Genomic DNA, 14837 nt, shown 5'->3' on the forward strand with positions numbered 1-14837 from the left:
ATTAAACAAAAGTGTACAATTTCTTCTTGGAGGCAACCACAGATGGAACTCATGATGCGAAATATGTTTCAATCCCTAGGTAAAAGTCGCGCAGCCAATCGCTTAGCGAAAAAATATGGACTACGTTTTGGTGCTGCTCGTTTTGTGGCTGGAGAAACGATTGCTCAATCGATTGAAGCAGTGCGTGGTTTGAATCAGGATGGCCGCGTTGCTACGTTGGATCATCTTGGCGAGTTTGTTTTCAGCGTAGAGGAAGCGTTGGAATCGGCTGCGATGTGCATCCAGACCCTTGATGCGATCGCGGAATCGGGTGTAAAGTCCAATCTTTCCTTGAAGATGACTTCGCTTGGGCTTGATATTAGCAGAGAGCTTTGCGTGAGCAGCATGAAACGGATTCTGGATCGTGCTCGTCTGCATGGGAATTTTGTCCGTATCGATATGGAAGATTATGCGCATTGTCAGGTTTCGCTTGATATTTACCGTGAGCTGCGCCAAGAATACGACAATGTTGGGATTGTAATTCAGGCTTATCTGTTCCGTACTTTGCAGGATATGGATGATCTACATGAGCTAGGCGCGAATTTGCGGTTGGTGAAGGGCGCTTATAAGGAGTCTCCAGAGGTTGCTTTTCCAGAGAAAAGTGCAGTCGATGAGAATTACAAAGTGATCATTCAAAAGCATTTGATGAACGGGCATTATACCGCGGTTGCGAGCCATGATGAGGCCATTATTAATTTTACAAAGCAATTCGTAAGTGCGAACAACATCGGGAAAGATCAATTCGAGTTCCAAATGCTTTATGGCATCTGTGAGGACTTGCAAAAGCAGCTAGTGAAAGAGGGCTACCGCGTTCGCATTTATGTGCCGTATGGCGTGGATTGGTTCGGTTATTTCATGAGAAGATTAGCAGAGCGTCCAGCGAATGTCTGGTTTGTTCTTAAAAATATGTTCAAATAATGTTCAAATAAACACTGATCAATCAAATAAAAAGCTTTCTATTCGAGAGGAGCCATTATACATGACTACACAAACAACAAAGGTAATCCCATACGCGAATGAACCGTTTACGAATTTTGCACTAGAGGATAATGTAAAGGCGATGCAAGCGGCGATCGCGAAGGTGAAGGCCGAGCTCGGACGTGAGTACCCGTTGTATATTGGTACTGAGAAAGTTATGACAGAAGCGAAGATTACATCGATCAACCCAGGAAATGTGGATGAAGTGATCGGGTACGTGAGTAAAGCGGATCAGGCTTTGGCTGAAAAAGCGATGAACGTAGCACTCGAAACATTCGAGTCCTGGAAAAAGGTTCCCGCAATAGAGCGCGCGGAATACTTGTTCAAAGCGGCTGCACTTATGCGTGCTAGGAAGCACGAATTCTCGGCATTGATGATCCTTGAGTCCGGCAAAAACTATGTAGAAGCTGATGTAGATACAGCTGAAGCGATTGATTTCATCGAGTTCTATGCACGTGAAATGATTCGTTTAAGTCAAATCAATGAGACACAGCCACTGGTGAGAATTCCTGGTGAGAATAACCAAATTTCCTATATTCCGCTTGGCGTTGGCGTTGTGATTCCGCCATGGAATTTTCCGCTTGCGATTTGTGTGGGTATGACGGTTTCCGCCGTTGTTTCTGGGAATACTGTATTACTGAAGCCTGCTTCCACAACGCCTGTGATCGCGCACAAATTTGTTGCTTTGATGGAGGAAGTTGGTCTGCCTGCTGGTGTTATTAACTTCATCCCAGGCAGCGGTGCTGAGGTTGGCGACTACTTAACGACGCATCCGAAGACTCGTTTTATCTCCTTCACTGGCTCCAAAGAGATCGGCTTACGTATCAACAGACTTGCTGCTGATGTGGCGCCAGGACAGATTTGGATCAAGCGTGTTATTGCTGAAATGGGTGGGAAAGACGGGATCGTCGTAGACGAAACGGCGGATCTGGATGCGGCTGCAGCTGCAATTGTAGCTTCTGCTTTCGGCTTCCAAGGGCAAAAATGCTCCGCGGGCTCCCGCGCGATTATCGTAGAATCCGTCTACGACGAAGTGGTGGAGAAGGTCGTTGCTTACACGAACAAACTACAAAGCGGCTTGCCGGAGTTGAACTTCGCGGCAGGTCCAGTGATTGATCAAGCTTCTTATAACAAAATTTTGGAATATATCGAAATTGGTAAAGGTGAAGGCACGCTGCTTGCTGGTGGCGGTAAAGCGGAAGGGAATGGCTTCTACATTCAGCCAACCGTGTTTGGTGATGTTAGCGGCAAAGCACGCTTGATGCAGGAGGAGATCTTTGGACCTGTGCTTGCGCTTGCGAAAGCGAAGGACTGGCAAGAGGCGATTGCGATGTACAACGATACCGAGTTCGGGTTGACGGGGTCTTATTTCTCCACCGACGAAGATCGCATCGCAGAAGCGTTGGAAACCGTTCATTGCGGCAACTTGTACATCAACCGCAAATGTACAGGAGCGCTAGTCGGCGTGCATCCGTTCGGCGGCTTCAACATGTCGGGTACTGACTCCAAGGCTGGCGGTTACGACTACTTGATGCTGTTGACGCAAGCGAAGTTGACTTCGCGTAAGGTGTAAATACAGGAGTCACGCGCAAGGCTGCCCCACTTCGGATGAAGTGGGGTTTTTAGGTGTAATTTCCCCCTATTTATCAATTAAAAATACACTTATTGCGGGATCGAAATGGGATCGAATGATGAATTATGATTTACTCTCCGACAAAATTCGTCTAGCAATATTATCAGCTTAAGGACATTGAAACCTACTCATCCCCAAAAGTAAATTTGCAACCATGGGATTGTTTTGTTTTAGATTGTGCTATTCCCCATGTTCCAAATTTAGCAAATTAACATAAAATATCAAACCACACAAAAGTGTAAAATATACTAGGGGATGGTTAATTTGTCATGGAATTTTCACGATATAACATTTGTCATGGATTCAGCATCGGAATTGCCTCATTATTTCATGAAAAATGGTCCGTGGTCCGGCCACCGGCGTTTCGGTTATGATCTTGTGCGCTTTGTTAAACCGAGTACTATTGTGGAACTAGGAACACATCACGGAACGTCTTTTTTTAGTTTTTGTCAGGCAGTCAGTGATGCCCAAATACCTACTTGTTGTTATGCCATCGATACTTGGCAGGGAGACCCTCATACAGGTTACTATGGCGACCATGTATACCAAGCGGTAAAAACCGTTAATAACCGAGAATTTCCCGATATAGGAAGACTTCTTCGTGTGAATTTCGATCACGCTATACCCATGTTTGAAGATGGTTCAATTGATCTTCTGCACATTGATGGATATCATACGTACGAAGCAGCGCGCCATGATTACACCAGCTGGTACCCAAAACTTAGGGAGAATTCTATTGTGCTATTTCATGATACCGCTGTGCGTAATGGTGACTTCGGGGTATATCATCTGTGGGAGGAACTCAGTGAACTCCCACATTTTGAGTTTACTCATAGTAACGGCTTAGGAATACTGTTTCCAAAGGGTGTACCGGACAATTTCCAATTTATTTTGGAACATAAGGATATCATTATTCAATATTATCTGAACAAACATACAGAATAATATTTTAGTATATTTTCGTTTCACCGATGTCCTTCAATGTATACTGAAACTCATAAAGCAGTTCCGATCCACCTTCTAGCAAGACCAAAATTTGTTAGGTAAGCATAAACAGCCCCCACCTTGTCACCAAGTTGAGGGCTGTTTTATGTTGTAACTGGAGTCTCCCCCGTGACCGAGATAGGCAACCAAGTTTCTGTAATTATGGATTGGAGTATGTACTCCCAGTAGCTCAATCGGTCGGCAGAATGACCTGTTTTCTCGCTCCAAGCTTTTATTGCGAGTCCGCTCTCTTGAAAGTCTGCAATGCGCTCCGTCCCGCTTACGTAATAAGCTGGTAATCCGCTAACAACACTAACCCATTGTCCGAAACGCGAACGCCTTCAGCTTCTAACAAAAACCGTTGTAACTGTGCACCTTCATCATCCTGAATCGCGATTTCTCCACGCACGTTGAGGACTCGGTGCCAGGGAAGATGATGTTTTTTGCTCATTGTATGGAGAATACGTACAACTTGCCGTGCAGCTCTAGGACTCCCAGCTTGCCGCGCAATCTGACCATATGTCATCACTTTTCCTTCAGGAATGGCGCGAATGACTTGAATAATTCTCTCAGTAAAATGTGTCATTGTACCTGAAGGAACTTAATGCATACCGGCTGGGACATCTCAAGAACACTACCTGTCGGAACTAGCTTTCCTGTTGCTTCATCACGTGCAAAACTAACGATATTATCGGAGTCTTTATTAGCGACAAGGGCAAAGCGTCCATCAGGCGATAAACCAAAGTTTCGTGGATGTTTGCCTAAGGTAGGTGCGTGTTCTACCAGTGCTAGTTGTCCAGTCTTCTCATCGATCGCGTATACAACAATGCTGTCATGTCCACGGTTTGAGCCATATAGGTAACGACCGTCGGGTGAAACATGGATGTCAGCGCATGCGTTGTCGCCATCGAAAGTGGCTGGTAACGTTGAAATTGTCTGAATTTCGGTCAAATGACCTTGCTTCTCGTCATAATTGAAAGATGTAACTGTGGATCCTAGCTCATTAATCACATAGCCGTATTTGTAGGATGGGTGGAAAGCAAAATGCCGCGGCCCTGAACCAGGCGCAGTAGATACTTCACCATGAGGGAGAAGTTGCTTAGCAGCGAGATCGAGTTTATAAATAATAATTTTATCAAGACCTAAATCACATGCACCTATGTATTGGTTGGCTCGATCTACGAAAACGGAATGCGCGCGCGGCCGATCCTGAACAGGAAGAAGGCTGGCTCCATGATGCTGTTGAATATCAGCGGAATTCCCTATCTGACCATCGGCTAAAATAGGGGATAAACCTACCATACCACCATGATAGCTAGTAACCATAATGACTTGATTGGAATTGTCTAATTGGATGTGGCAAGTCGTTGCCGGCAGGGTATTTTCCTGATTAAGCAATGAAAGTTCGCCAGTTTTAGGATGGATATTGTAAGCGCTGGCTGCACCACATTTCTGTCCTTCGGCTCCAACACCTTCACCTAAAGCGTATAAACGACAATTCGCAGCATCAATAGCTAGAAAGGTTGGGTTTTGTAAACCACTTATGGTGTGAGTAATTTCTAAGCTGCCCGTTTCTGCATCAAATTGCGCCGTATACACGCCTGGATTCTTGGCATCCGCATAGGACCCAATAAATGCTAATGTTTGTTTTGTTTGTTGTTGCTTGTCCAAGGAAAGTCACTCCATTCTTCAATTTCACTAGAAGCATTATCTCAAATCCGAATCATATGGGCAACTTTCCCCCTATTTTCGCCCAAAAATTTGAAAACAGCGCTCAAAGAGTTACAAAGTCTAAAAGCTGAGAATAGACTACTGTAATACAAGGCCATACGGACAGGAGGCATGTTATGAATGACAGAACCCTTTATCTATTCGATGGCATCAATAAGACCTCTGTGAAATTGATTGTCGAGCAAATTATGAAAATTAATCAATATGATGATGACAAAGATAAGAAGGAAAAGGATTTTAAACGTCTGCCCATCGACCTCATCATTAATAGTAACGGAGGCAGCGTATACGATGGCTTTGGTCTTATTAATGTCATTGAGAACAGTAAAACGCCCGTTCACACGTATGTGTACGGACTTGCAGCAAGTATGAGCTTATTGATCGCTGTTAGCGGCCACAAACGGCACGCTGGTAGATTGAGCACCTTTATGTATCATTCCGTTTCCACGCACATTGATGGTCATTTGGAGCATTTGAAGAATCGAGTGGATGAAACGCAGCGTTTGCAAAACATCTATGATGAATGTATTTTGTCCAAAACGAATCTGCAAGCCGAAGAGCTGGCTCGTGTGAAAGAGCATCAACGGAACTGGTATATGAGTCCGGAAGAGGCGTTGGCCTATGGCATCATCGACAGCATCGTATAGGCAAGGTAGGAGAGAAGCCGTAGGGATTCTCTTTTTTCAAATCTAGTATTTTGTATGTTTCACAGAGCAAATCGGCTATATTTCTAGATAAACGCTCCCGTCCTACATGGACGGAGTAGCCGTTTATTGTGTTTGTTTTTTCTCGGCATTTGGTGTTTAATTGAGAGAAAGAGACATGGTGTAGCAGCAGGCTGCCCCGAATGAAAAGGAGAACCCTACTGTGTACAAAATTGTATTTTTTGATATTGATGGCACGTTAATCAATGAGGACAAGCAGGTGCCAGCGAGCACGGTTAAGGCCATTCACCAATTGAAAAAGAGCGGGATCGAGCCCGTTATAGCAACGGGACGAGCTCCATATTTCATTAAGCCGCTAGCTGAACTGCTGGGAATTGATTCCTATGTCTGTTTAAATGGCGGATATGCGGTCTACAAAGGCGAGCCCCTTTACCACCGCGTAATCGCCAAAAGCGCGATTGAAGCGCTAGTTGAGCTGGCAGCTACGCACCAGCATTCTCTCGTATTTGAAGGCGAGCACGCGTTTGCGACAGATGCAGAAGATCATCCTTTTGTGAATAGCTCCGTATCCTCGTTGAAGGTTGATTTGCCAAGCTATGATCCGCATTTCTGGAAATCAAACGATATTTATCAGATTTTCCTCCACTGTGAAGCGAAGGATGAACATTTGTATGAGGGGCTGCTTTCGGATTTCAAACTCATTCGTTGGCATGAACATGCGATGGATGTGCTGCCTGCTGGCGGGTCCAAGGCACAAGGCATCGCCGCGATGCTGGAGTTGGTAGGCTTGAAGCCAGAAGATGCGGTAGCTTTCGGGGACGGTTTGAATGATATGGAGATGCTATCCTATGTCGGCTTCGGCATCGCGATGGGTAATTCGCACAAAGATCTCTTGCCTTACGCTGATCATGTGACAACACATGTGGATGAAGAAGGCGTACGCAACGGACTTATCACGGCAGGACTTCTTTAAGACAGAACGATACTAAACAGGGTGAATAGGATGAAAATTGCATTTTTTGATTCAGGTCTAGGCGGAATCACAGTTCTGAATGAAGCCATGAAGAGAATGCCTCATGAGGATTATATTTATTTTGCAGATACAGCGCATGTACCTTATGGTATGAAATCAAAAGATGAGGTTCTCACCTTCGTCAAGCAATCGGTGGATGCCATTATTCAAGATGAAATTAAGGCGCTTGTGATCGCCTGTAATACAGCTACGAGTATCGCGATTGCAGAGCTGCGGACAACCTATCAGATCCCCATCATTGGGATGGAGCCTGCAGTGAAGCCAGCTCTAGAGATGAATCGGTCATCAGGCAAAAGAGTGCTAGTATTCGCTACGCAGCTCACGCTACAACAAGCGAAATACAGAGAGCTAGTTTCCCGGATCGATGATATGGGCATGGTAGATTCGGTGCCTCTACCAGAATTAGTGGAATTTTGTGAAAATCTCATGCTAGATGGCCCGCAGGTGATCGACTATTTCAAGTCCAAATTGGCTCCATTTGATCTAAGCAATTATGGAACCGTTGTGCTTGGCTGCACACATTACCCATTTTATAGTGGGATTTTAAGCGAAATACTGCCTAGCCACATTCAAATCGTAGATGGAAGTAAAGGTACCGTAAATCGCTTAATGAAGGTGCTTGAGGATGCCGACCGGCCGCTCGAAATGGGGAATGCGCACGTGAAATGGATGTGCTCCAGCTCGGATCCTGCGTACATACAGAAGATGGAGAAGGCGTTAGCGTTCCTCCAAGCCGCAAAGTAAAAAAAGCAGTCCGTAACTAGAAGCTCTTCTAGTTACGGACTGCTTTTTATTTTGCTGCGTTACTGCTAATTTTTATCGCTGATTACAACCGAATTTCGAGCAGCTCGTAGCTAATAACGCCCATTGGTGCGTTCACACTGATCACATCGCCAACCGACTTGTTCATAAGGGAGATCCCAAGCGGGCTTTCATACGAAATTTTATTTTCGTTAACGTTTGCTTCTTGTGAACCAACAATTTTGTACTCGATTTTCTCGGCGAATTCCACATCATTCAATACAACAGTGGAGCCGACTTGTACTTTGGATGTGCCGCTATTCTTCACGACTTTTGCCTTTTTGAGCATCCGTTCGATCGTAAGAATACGTGTTTCCATAAAAGATTGGTCATTCTTCGCAGAATGATATTCGCTGTTCTCTTTTAGATCGCCGTAGGAGATGGCCAATTTGATACGTTCTGCTAATTCCTTACGTTTCACTGTTTTCAAATCTTCAAGTTCCAGCTCTAAACTGCGCAAACCCTCAGGGGTCAAAATGATTTCATCATTGGACAAAAGAAAAGCACCTCGTTTCATTCGATATTAGCTATACTACTAAAGTCCTTGAGACAAGTAAAGCAATTGGCATAAGGAATTAATTGTGAGGACCTATTATATGGCGTTTTACACGGTATGGATTTATGATTATAATTCCGGTAATCTCTCTATCTATGAATCATTACCCAATATTACCAAATATAAGAAAGTATGCATAATAATTGATGGACAACACTTATTTCAACTACTATACTAACATAACGTGGGAGCAATTTCTGCGATATAGGTGAAACAGGAATTAAAAAAATTTTATTTTCACTTGTAATTTCCATCTTACAAAATACAGAAAGTGTGAAAACTTCATGAGAATTAACACTAGGGTCATTTATATCACTTTTACGATTGTTATCTTGTTATTAGTGACGAACAATACGTCTTATTATTGGTTTACGAAAACGCTGCTAACGCAGGCACTGTCAGACCGAATGACGTCAACGGCGAACCAAATTCGAACGTCCATTGAGCAGTCGGAAATGGGTTCCTACTTCGTGGAGGATATGATTGGAGAGCAATTGCGTTCTGCCGCTATCATTGCCAAAAGTGCTCTGAACCCAGATATTGATAAGGTAACGAATGAACAACTCGTATCCATTGCCGAACTAGCGGGTCTTGACGGGATATCGCTGATGAAACGAAGTGGAGTCGGCGATGATATCATGGTCGGCAAGTCATCGGAGCCCAAAGAGCTTACATTAACAAGCACGATCTCATTTGGTTATTGGTTTACAGCGTTTGATCAATTGCTGAAATACCACAAAGTCTCCATCCCTGAGGGTCAAAAACTTCCGAATTTCTGGACAGGTATTTATGAAGTTCCTGCGTCAGGTACCAGCGATGTTAGTAAATTTGGTTATTATTACGATGGAACTACCAACTATTTGATCTGCGTGTTTGTAAATGCCGATAAGATCCAGAAATTTAAGGATATTGTTGGTCCGGATACGATTGTGAAAAAAATTGTCGCAGCCAATCCCGATATTATGGAAATTTCAGGGCTTAATGGCGTCACTTTTGGCACAAAGCCAAAGGAATATAAGAGTTCAACTGGTGAAACCTTTATCTCCTTGTATGATCGTCCGCTGCTATTTGGCAGCTACAGCATCATAAACGAGAACGATATAACCTATTATAAACAGGCAATTGCGGCGAATACACCAGTAAGTGTAGTTGAAAGCTATAATGGACAACCGATTCTAAAGACATTTGTATTCGTTCCGGTTCAAGAAAAATTGACCGAAGTTCAACGAGAAATTCCCTATGTGATTTCAATTGTGACAGACTATCACGCGATTCAAAAAACGTTAAATGGTCAACTTATTCGGGTCCTAATTATTATCATTCTCTTTACTGTGTTCAGTTGTATACTTGTCTTTTTGGTATTCGGGTTCATTACGAAATCACGGGAGTCGGCAGTACAGTCCACGCAAGAGATGTACATTCAGAATGTTGACCTTATGTTTGCTACAATTCGAAGCCAACGGCATGATTTCCTAAATCATGTGCAAACGATGTACGCGCTTTTGTCCAAAGGTAATAAAGAAGATCAAATGCGTTACATGGAAGAATTGATTGAGGAAATTAATGAAGTCAATGATATTATTCGGATTGGGCAGCCCGCTATCGCGGCATTGATTCAATCGAAAATTACGCTCGCCATGCGAACCAAAATTGCTTTTACCTATGAATTCACGGGCCTTGATGGGTTATCGCTAGGGGTGAAATCAGTAGATTTAGTGAAAATTATTGGGAATCTGCTTGATAATGCTTTTGATGAGGCTAACCAATTTCCAATTGAAGAGCGAGAAGTTTCCGTCCGTGGGTGGAAGGAATCGAACGATGTAAAGATTTCAGTGAAAAATCGGGTCATTCCTGGGTTTAAACTTGTGGATGATACGACATTGTTCAGCATAGGGTATAGCACCAAGGGCGATGGCGAACACCAAGGGCTTGGTCTTCCTGTGGTCAAGGAACGCGTTGAGTATTATCGGGGAACGATTGAGGTTAAGGTGGAGGATGGATTCATCTGCTTCCTGCTGACGATACCTATGCAATAATAAGAAAAAACGCTGATTGGGCAGCCCAATCAGCGTTTTTTTTGTTTTTTTAGTAGGGCAAATACGGCAATACGTAGTTCCAGAAGGGGAGAGCAAGACAGGCGACTAATAAAAACCAACGAAATACAGTTTCACTCGCAGAGCCAGTGTCGATGGCCATCCATTTGGGAAGTAGTCGTATTTTGAGCGGGATTGGCCAGAAGAGCTGTACACCGCGATCATTTAACAGATCGATCAGCGTGTGTGAGGCATAAGCTAGGATGAATACCCAGAAATACAGAGGACTTAGATGTAAGCTGATCATTGCAAGCAACCCGATAAATATCAGAGAGTGGGTCAATGTCCGATGTTTAATTTTCAAAACATGAAGGAGTGCAGATAAAGGGAAAAGAACTTTCGCCATGGTTGAACCAGGCTTATCGACATCAGCTAATGTGCCTGCCAAGCATCCGAGTAAAAGAGAGCCAGCGGCATCCCAAGTGAAAAAGCTGATATCGCCATGAATGAGTACGAGCTCGGCAGCAATCATTCCAGCAACACTGTGTGTTTTTTGCAGCATTATTAACGCCTTCCTATCTATGAGTTCGATATAACTTTATACTATTCGATTTGATCTTGGAAATTAAGGGTATTGCAAAACAAATTCATAAATGTCGTGTTTGCCCTCTGAAAATGTCAGGATACACCTTAAAATGAAGCGGTGAGATCCTTTACAATAGAGCATATAGGTGTCAAAAAAGCTGTACGTACAACACACTACGGTCTGTGTATCTAGGAGGATAAACCCATGAGTTCCATTCATATTTCAGCGGTGTATTGTGAATATCGAATCAATCCAGTAGGCTTGGACACCCTCAAGCCACGCTTTACATGGCAGCTAGAAGCGGATTCTAACGCTGTTCTGCAAGCTGCGTATCAAATTCAGGTGAGCACGCATTCAAATGACTTCGAGCAAGGGAACTTGGTTTGGGATACGGCTCGAATCGCTTCGAATCAATCCGTACTCATTTCCTACGAAGGTCCTGAACTGCTGCCGCGAACCCGTTATTACTATCGTGTTAAAGTTTGGAGTCAGTCAGGCCTTGAATCGCCATGGAGTGAAATCGCTTACTGGGAAATGGGACTGCTGCAAGCTGCGGATTGGCAAGCGCAGTGGATCACACCTGATCCTGCGAGCCTAAATCCAGATGCGGAAGAAGCCTACTATCTTCGGAAAGACTTCCATGTGAGCAAGCCGATCCACAAGGCGACGATATTTGCCACAAGTCACGGTGTATATGAGCTTGAGCTTAACGGTGTTCGAGTGGGCGATTGGGAGTTAACACCTGGCTGGACTAGCTATTCGCATCGCTTGCAGGTTCAGTCTTACGATGTTACAGATATGCTGGCGCCAGGGATTCAGACCATAGGTGCTGTGCTTGCGAATGGCTGGTATAAAGGGAACCTTGCATGGGAAAATCAGTGGAATGTTTTCGGAAGCGTAAGAGCACTTCTCATTCAAATGCATATCGTCTACGAGGACGGATCTGAAGAGGTCGTGATGAGTGATACCTCTTGGCGAGCTTCTTTCGGACCTGTCCGAATGTCAGAGCTGTATCATGGTGAAATCTACGATGCTGGATTAGAGAATGCTGGCTGGAGCCATCCGAATTATGAGGATCAGGCGTGGGTTCCTGTCGTTGAACTGAATAATGGAAAAGATCAGCTCGTTATGCAGGAGAATGAGCCTTCTCGTGTGATCGAGCAGCTGAAGGCTATTGCTGTCATTGAAACACCGTTAGGCGAAACTGTGCTTGATTTTGGTCAAAATATGGTAGGGAAAGTTCAGATACAAGTAAGTCTGCCAATGGGTACTCGCATTGATTTACTGCATGCTGAAGTGCTTGACGCGCAAGGGAATTTCTATATTGGGAACTTGCGTAAAGCGAAACAAACCGTTACCTATGTCTGTAAAGGGGAAGAAGGGGAGTCCTATGCGCCGCATTTCACTTTCCAAGGTTTTCGCTATGTCAAAGTTGTGGGCTGGCCTCAGGAAGTAGCTTTCGACGCTGGGTGCTTCACAGGGCATGTTATTCATACGGATATGGTGGCCAAAGGGGAGTTCGAATGTTCTCATCCACTGCTGAATCAGCTGCAAAGAAATATCGTGTGGGGACAGCGAGGGAACTTCCTTGATGTACCGACGGACTGCCCGCAGCGTGACGAGAGGCTGGGTTGGACCGGGGATGCGCAGGTGTTTATACGTACTGCGGCTTTTAATTACGATGTGGCGCTATTTTTCAGCAAATGGTTGCGAGATCTGAAAGCGGACCAACGCGAAGATGGAGGTGTTCCCTTCGTTATCCCGCACGTCCTGTATGAGAAAGATCATTCCTCTGCAGCGTGGGGAGATGCGGCGGTTATTTGCCCGTGGACACTCTATCAGGTATACGGGGATAAACGCGTGCTAGAAGAGCAGTATGACAGTATGAAGGGGTGGGTGACCTACATACGTAAGCAAGGAGAGAACGAATTCTTGTGGCAAACGGGCTTCCATTTTGGCGATTGGCTAGGTCTGGATGCCAAAGAGGGGAGCTATGTCGGGGCTACGCCAAAAGATTTGATTGCAACGTGCTTCTATGCGTATTCGACGTCATTGTTTGTCAAAACAGCTGAAGTACTAGGACGCGAAGCAGATGTCGTTGAGTTCTCTGCGCTCTATGAGCGCATTGTGGAAGCTTTTACAGCTGAGTTTGTGACGCCAAGCGGCAGGTTAGCTGGACACACACAGACTTCTCTGGTACTTCCGCTGATGTTCGGACTTGTAACAGGGCGCACGCGTGAACGCGTAGCTGCGACACTCGCTGAGTATGTGAAGGAGCAAAAGTACCATCTAACCACAGGGTTTGTCGGCACGCCATATCTGTGTCATGTCCTAACGGAAAATGGCTATCATGACGTGGCAGTAAAGCTTGTTCAGCAAGAAGACTATCCTTCTTGGCTGTACCCGATTCATCAAGGGGCTACGACAATATGGGAGCATTGGGATGGCATCAAACCGGATGGCACGTTCTGGAGTGATAATATGAATTCATACAATCATTATGCCTACGGTTCCATTGGTGATTGGCTATATCGCAAAGTAGCAGGATTGGACTCGGATGATCGGGAGCCTGGGTACAAACGCGTGATCTTCCGGCCCCGCCCAGATTCGGGACTCACCTATGCCAAAGCATCGCTCATCACGAACTATGGCATGGTTCGCAGTGAATGGACAATCGAAGCGGATGGCGTCGTCAGTTATACGTTCGAGTTGCCGCCGAATACGTGCGGCGAAGTGTTCTTAAGCGGGACGGCCTTATCGACAGTGACCTGCAATGGTCAATTGCTAGAAAAGGTAACGGGTATTGCAGCTGCTAGCGAGACAGAAGGTCTAGTATCTATCGAACTTGGCTCAGGCATCTATCAAATGCGAGTTCATGCTTCTACCTCCTACTCTTTGTCATTCTAGGTTTATCGAGTATAATAGACCTAATAATGAAAGTTCCTAGAGGGAGAGTTTCAAGATGGCTGTCATCAACGCAATGGAAACCGTGGTTACTCACTTGTTTGAAGAGTTTCGGAAAAACTATGAACTGAAATGTAATTGTACAACGTGCCAAGAAGATATTTTGGCATTAGTGCTGAACCGAGTTCCGCCACGGTATACCTCCAGTGAGAAGGGGCACCTATTTGTAAAAGGTGAATTTACGAATCAACAGTTGCGTTCTGACGTGATGCGTGAACTGATGGAAGCATCTAGCTTTGTGGAGTGTCACAAGCATCATCGTGAATAATTGATTAGTAAAACCAGCAGCTTCTTGTGAAGCTGCTGGTTTTTTTCATATCCTTTTTTCCTTGAATGCAAATAAAATTACATAATATAGAAAAAAAACAGGTAAGAGATGCAAAAAAAAATGCGCTGTTTTCTTGCGTGCTTCAGGATAAGATAGAAGAAGAATTTCCAAATAAATGAAAAACAGGAGGGGTTCCAGTGAATTCAGAGCAGTTTAATGGCATTTTCGATTCAGTGTTAACAGATGTTGTACAGCAATCTTATGGCAATATATGCTTGCCCTCCGATGAACAAATCCAACAATCGATGAAAAAAATGATGTCGATGCTTGAAGAAAACCCGAAATGGTTGATGCACAATGAATGATCGTGATAATTTGAAAGCTATCTCCAATGACACACTTGTTGATGCGTATATAAATGCAAGCCGAATGAAGCTAAGCAAGGAATTTCTCATGTTTTTACTTTTAGAAATTCAAGCTAGACAGATTAGCTTATTCCGTGACAACAGTTTAGAAAGTACAAGTTAAATGCTCATCACGAGCAGTGAGTTTAAAAAAAGGTATGA

15 protein-coding genes are annotated in these 14837 nt (G+C 44.4%); 11 read left to right on the forward strand and 4 right to left on the reverse strand.

Features of this window, described 5'->3' with window-relative positions:
• Positions 1 to 42 precede the first annotated feature (42 nt).
• The 3 genes from AC58QO_RS02665 to AC58QO_RS02675 all read left to right on the forward strand — a co-directional run bounded on the left by AC58QO_RS02665 (position 43) and on the right by AC58QO_RS02675 (position 3595).
• On the forward strand, positions 43 to 957 hold the full coding sequence (locus AC58QO_RS02665; RefSeq protein WP_497263754.1) for a proline dehydrogenase family protein: 915 nt from the start codon (positions 43 to 45) through the stop codon (positions 955 to 957).
• A gap of 61 nt (positions 958 to 1018) precedes the next feature.
• Positions 1019 to 2590 carry an L-glutamate gamma-semialdehyde dehydrogenase gene (gene pruA / locus AC58QO_RS02670; RefSeq protein WP_497263755.1) on the forward strand — a complete coding sequence of 524 codons (1572 nt, stop codon included), beginning with the start codon at positions 1019 to 1021 and terminating at the stop codon, positions 2588 to 2590.
• A gap of 324 nt (positions 2591 to 2914) precedes the next feature.
• A complete protein-coding gene (locus tag AC58QO_RS02675) occupies positions 2915 to 3595 on the forward strand; it encodes a class I SAM-dependent methyltransferase (protein WP_497263756.1) in 681 nt (226 codons plus the stop codon).
• 319 nt (positions 3596 to 3914) lie between these two features.
• Here AC58QO_RS02675 and AC58QO_RS02680 read toward each other — a convergent pair whose 3' ends face one another.
• Both AC58QO_RS02680 and AC58QO_RS02685 read right to left on the reverse strand, forming a co-directional pair.
• The gene (locus tag AC58QO_RS02680) at positions 3915 to 4220 is read right to left on the reverse strand and encodes an MGMT family protein (RefSeq protein ID WP_497263757.1); all 306 of its coding nucleotides are present in this window, start codon (positions 4218 to 4220) and stop codon (positions 3915 to 3917) included.
• Positions 4217 to 5305, reverse strand: coding sequence for a lactonase family protein (locus tag AC58QO_RS02685; RefSeq protein ID WP_497263758.1), 1089 nt, complete (start codon positions 5303 to 5305; stop codon positions 4217 to 4219). Before AC58QO_RS02685 ends, AC58QO_RS02680 begins: the two co-directional genes overlap by 4 nt.
• Before the next feature lie 176 nt (positions 5306 to 5481).
• On the opposite strand from AC58QO_RS02685, the gene AC58QO_RS02690 reads away from it, so the two are divergent.
• The 3 genes from AC58QO_RS02690 (at position 5482) to murI (ending at position 7807) form a co-directional block, all read left to right on the forward strand.
• Positions 5482 to 6012: an ATP-dependent Clp protease proteolytic subunit gene (locus AC58QO_RS02690; protein WP_497263759.1), complete on the forward strand. Its 531-nt coding sequence runs from the start codon at positions 5482 to 5484 to the stop codon at positions 6010 to 6012.
• A 220-nt stretch (positions 6013 to 6232) separates the two neighbouring features.
• Positions 6233 to 7003 (forward strand): Cof-type HAD-IIB family hydrolase, encoded by a 771-nt coding sequence (locus tag AC58QO_RS02695; protein WP_497263760.1) that lies wholly within the window; start codon positions 6233 to 6235, stop codon positions 7001 to 7003.
• Between the two features lie 30 nt (positions 7004 to 7033).
• A complete protein-coding gene (gene murI / locus AC58QO_RS02700; RefSeq protein ID WP_497263761.1) occupies positions 7034 to 7807 on the forward strand; it encodes a glutamate racemase in 774 nt (257 codons plus the stop codon).
• 82 nt (positions 7808 to 7889) lie between these two features.
• On the opposite strand, the gene greA is transcribed toward murI, so the two are convergent.
• The gene (greA, locus tag AC58QO_RS02705) at positions 7890 to 8360 is read right to left on the reverse strand and encodes a transcription elongation factor GreA (RefSeq protein ID WP_497263762.1); all 471 of its coding nucleotides are present in this window, start codon (positions 8358 to 8360) and stop codon (positions 7890 to 7892) included.
• Positions 8361 to 8704: 344 nt separating this feature from the next.
• Here greA and AC58QO_RS02710 point away from each other — a divergent pair, with 344 nt between their 5' ends.
• Positions 8705 to 10456: a sensor histidine kinase gene (locus AC58QO_RS02710; RefSeq protein WP_497263763.1), complete on the forward strand. Its 1752-nt coding sequence runs from the start codon at positions 8705 to 8707 to the stop codon at positions 10454 to 10456.
• 49 nt (positions 10457 to 10505) lie between these two features.
• Here the strand turns inward: AC58QO_RS02710 and AC58QO_RS02715 are convergent, their stop codons facing one another.
• A complete protein-coding gene (locus AC58QO_RS02715; protein ID WP_497263764.1) occupies positions 10506 to 11015 on the reverse strand; it encodes a metal-dependent hydrolase in 510 nt (169 codons plus the stop codon).
• Between the two features lie 228 nt (positions 11016 to 11243).
• Here AC58QO_RS02715 and AC58QO_RS02720 point away from each other — a divergent pair, with 228 nt between their 5' ends.
• The 4 genes from AC58QO_RS02720 to sda all read left to right on the forward strand — a co-directional run bounded on the left by AC58QO_RS02720 (position 11244) and on the right by sda (position 14799).
• Complete coding sequence (locus tag AC58QO_RS02720; protein WP_497263765.1) at positions 11244 to 13946, forward strand: family 78 glycoside hydrolase catalytic domain; 2703 nt, start codon at positions 11244 to 11246, stop codon at positions 13944 to 13946.
• A gap of 55 nt (positions 13947 to 14001) precedes the next feature.
• Positions 14002 to 14271, forward strand: a complete 270-nt coding sequence (locus tag AC58QO_RS02725; protein ID WP_497263766.1) for a late competence development ComFB family protein — start codon at positions 14002 to 14004, stop codon at positions 14269 to 14271.
• A gap of 197 nt (positions 14272 to 14468) precedes the next feature.
• Positions 14469 to 14636 carry a hypothetical protein gene (locus AC58QO_RS02730; RefSeq protein WP_497263767.1) on the forward strand — a complete coding sequence of 56 codons (168 nt, stop codon included), beginning with the start codon at positions 14469 to 14471 and terminating at the stop codon, positions 14634 to 14636.
• The gene (gene sda / locus AC58QO_RS02735; protein WP_497263768.1) at positions 14629 to 14799 is read left to right on the forward strand and encodes a sporulation histidine kinase inhibitor Sda; all 171 of its coding nucleotides are present in this window, start codon (positions 14629 to 14631) and stop codon (positions 14797 to 14799) included. The genes AC58QO_RS02730 and sda overlap by 8 nt, the downstream gene beginning before the upstream one ends.
• Positions 14800 to 14837: the final 38 nt, after the last annotated feature.

The organism is Paenibacillus sp. J31R30, assembly GCF_059692115.1.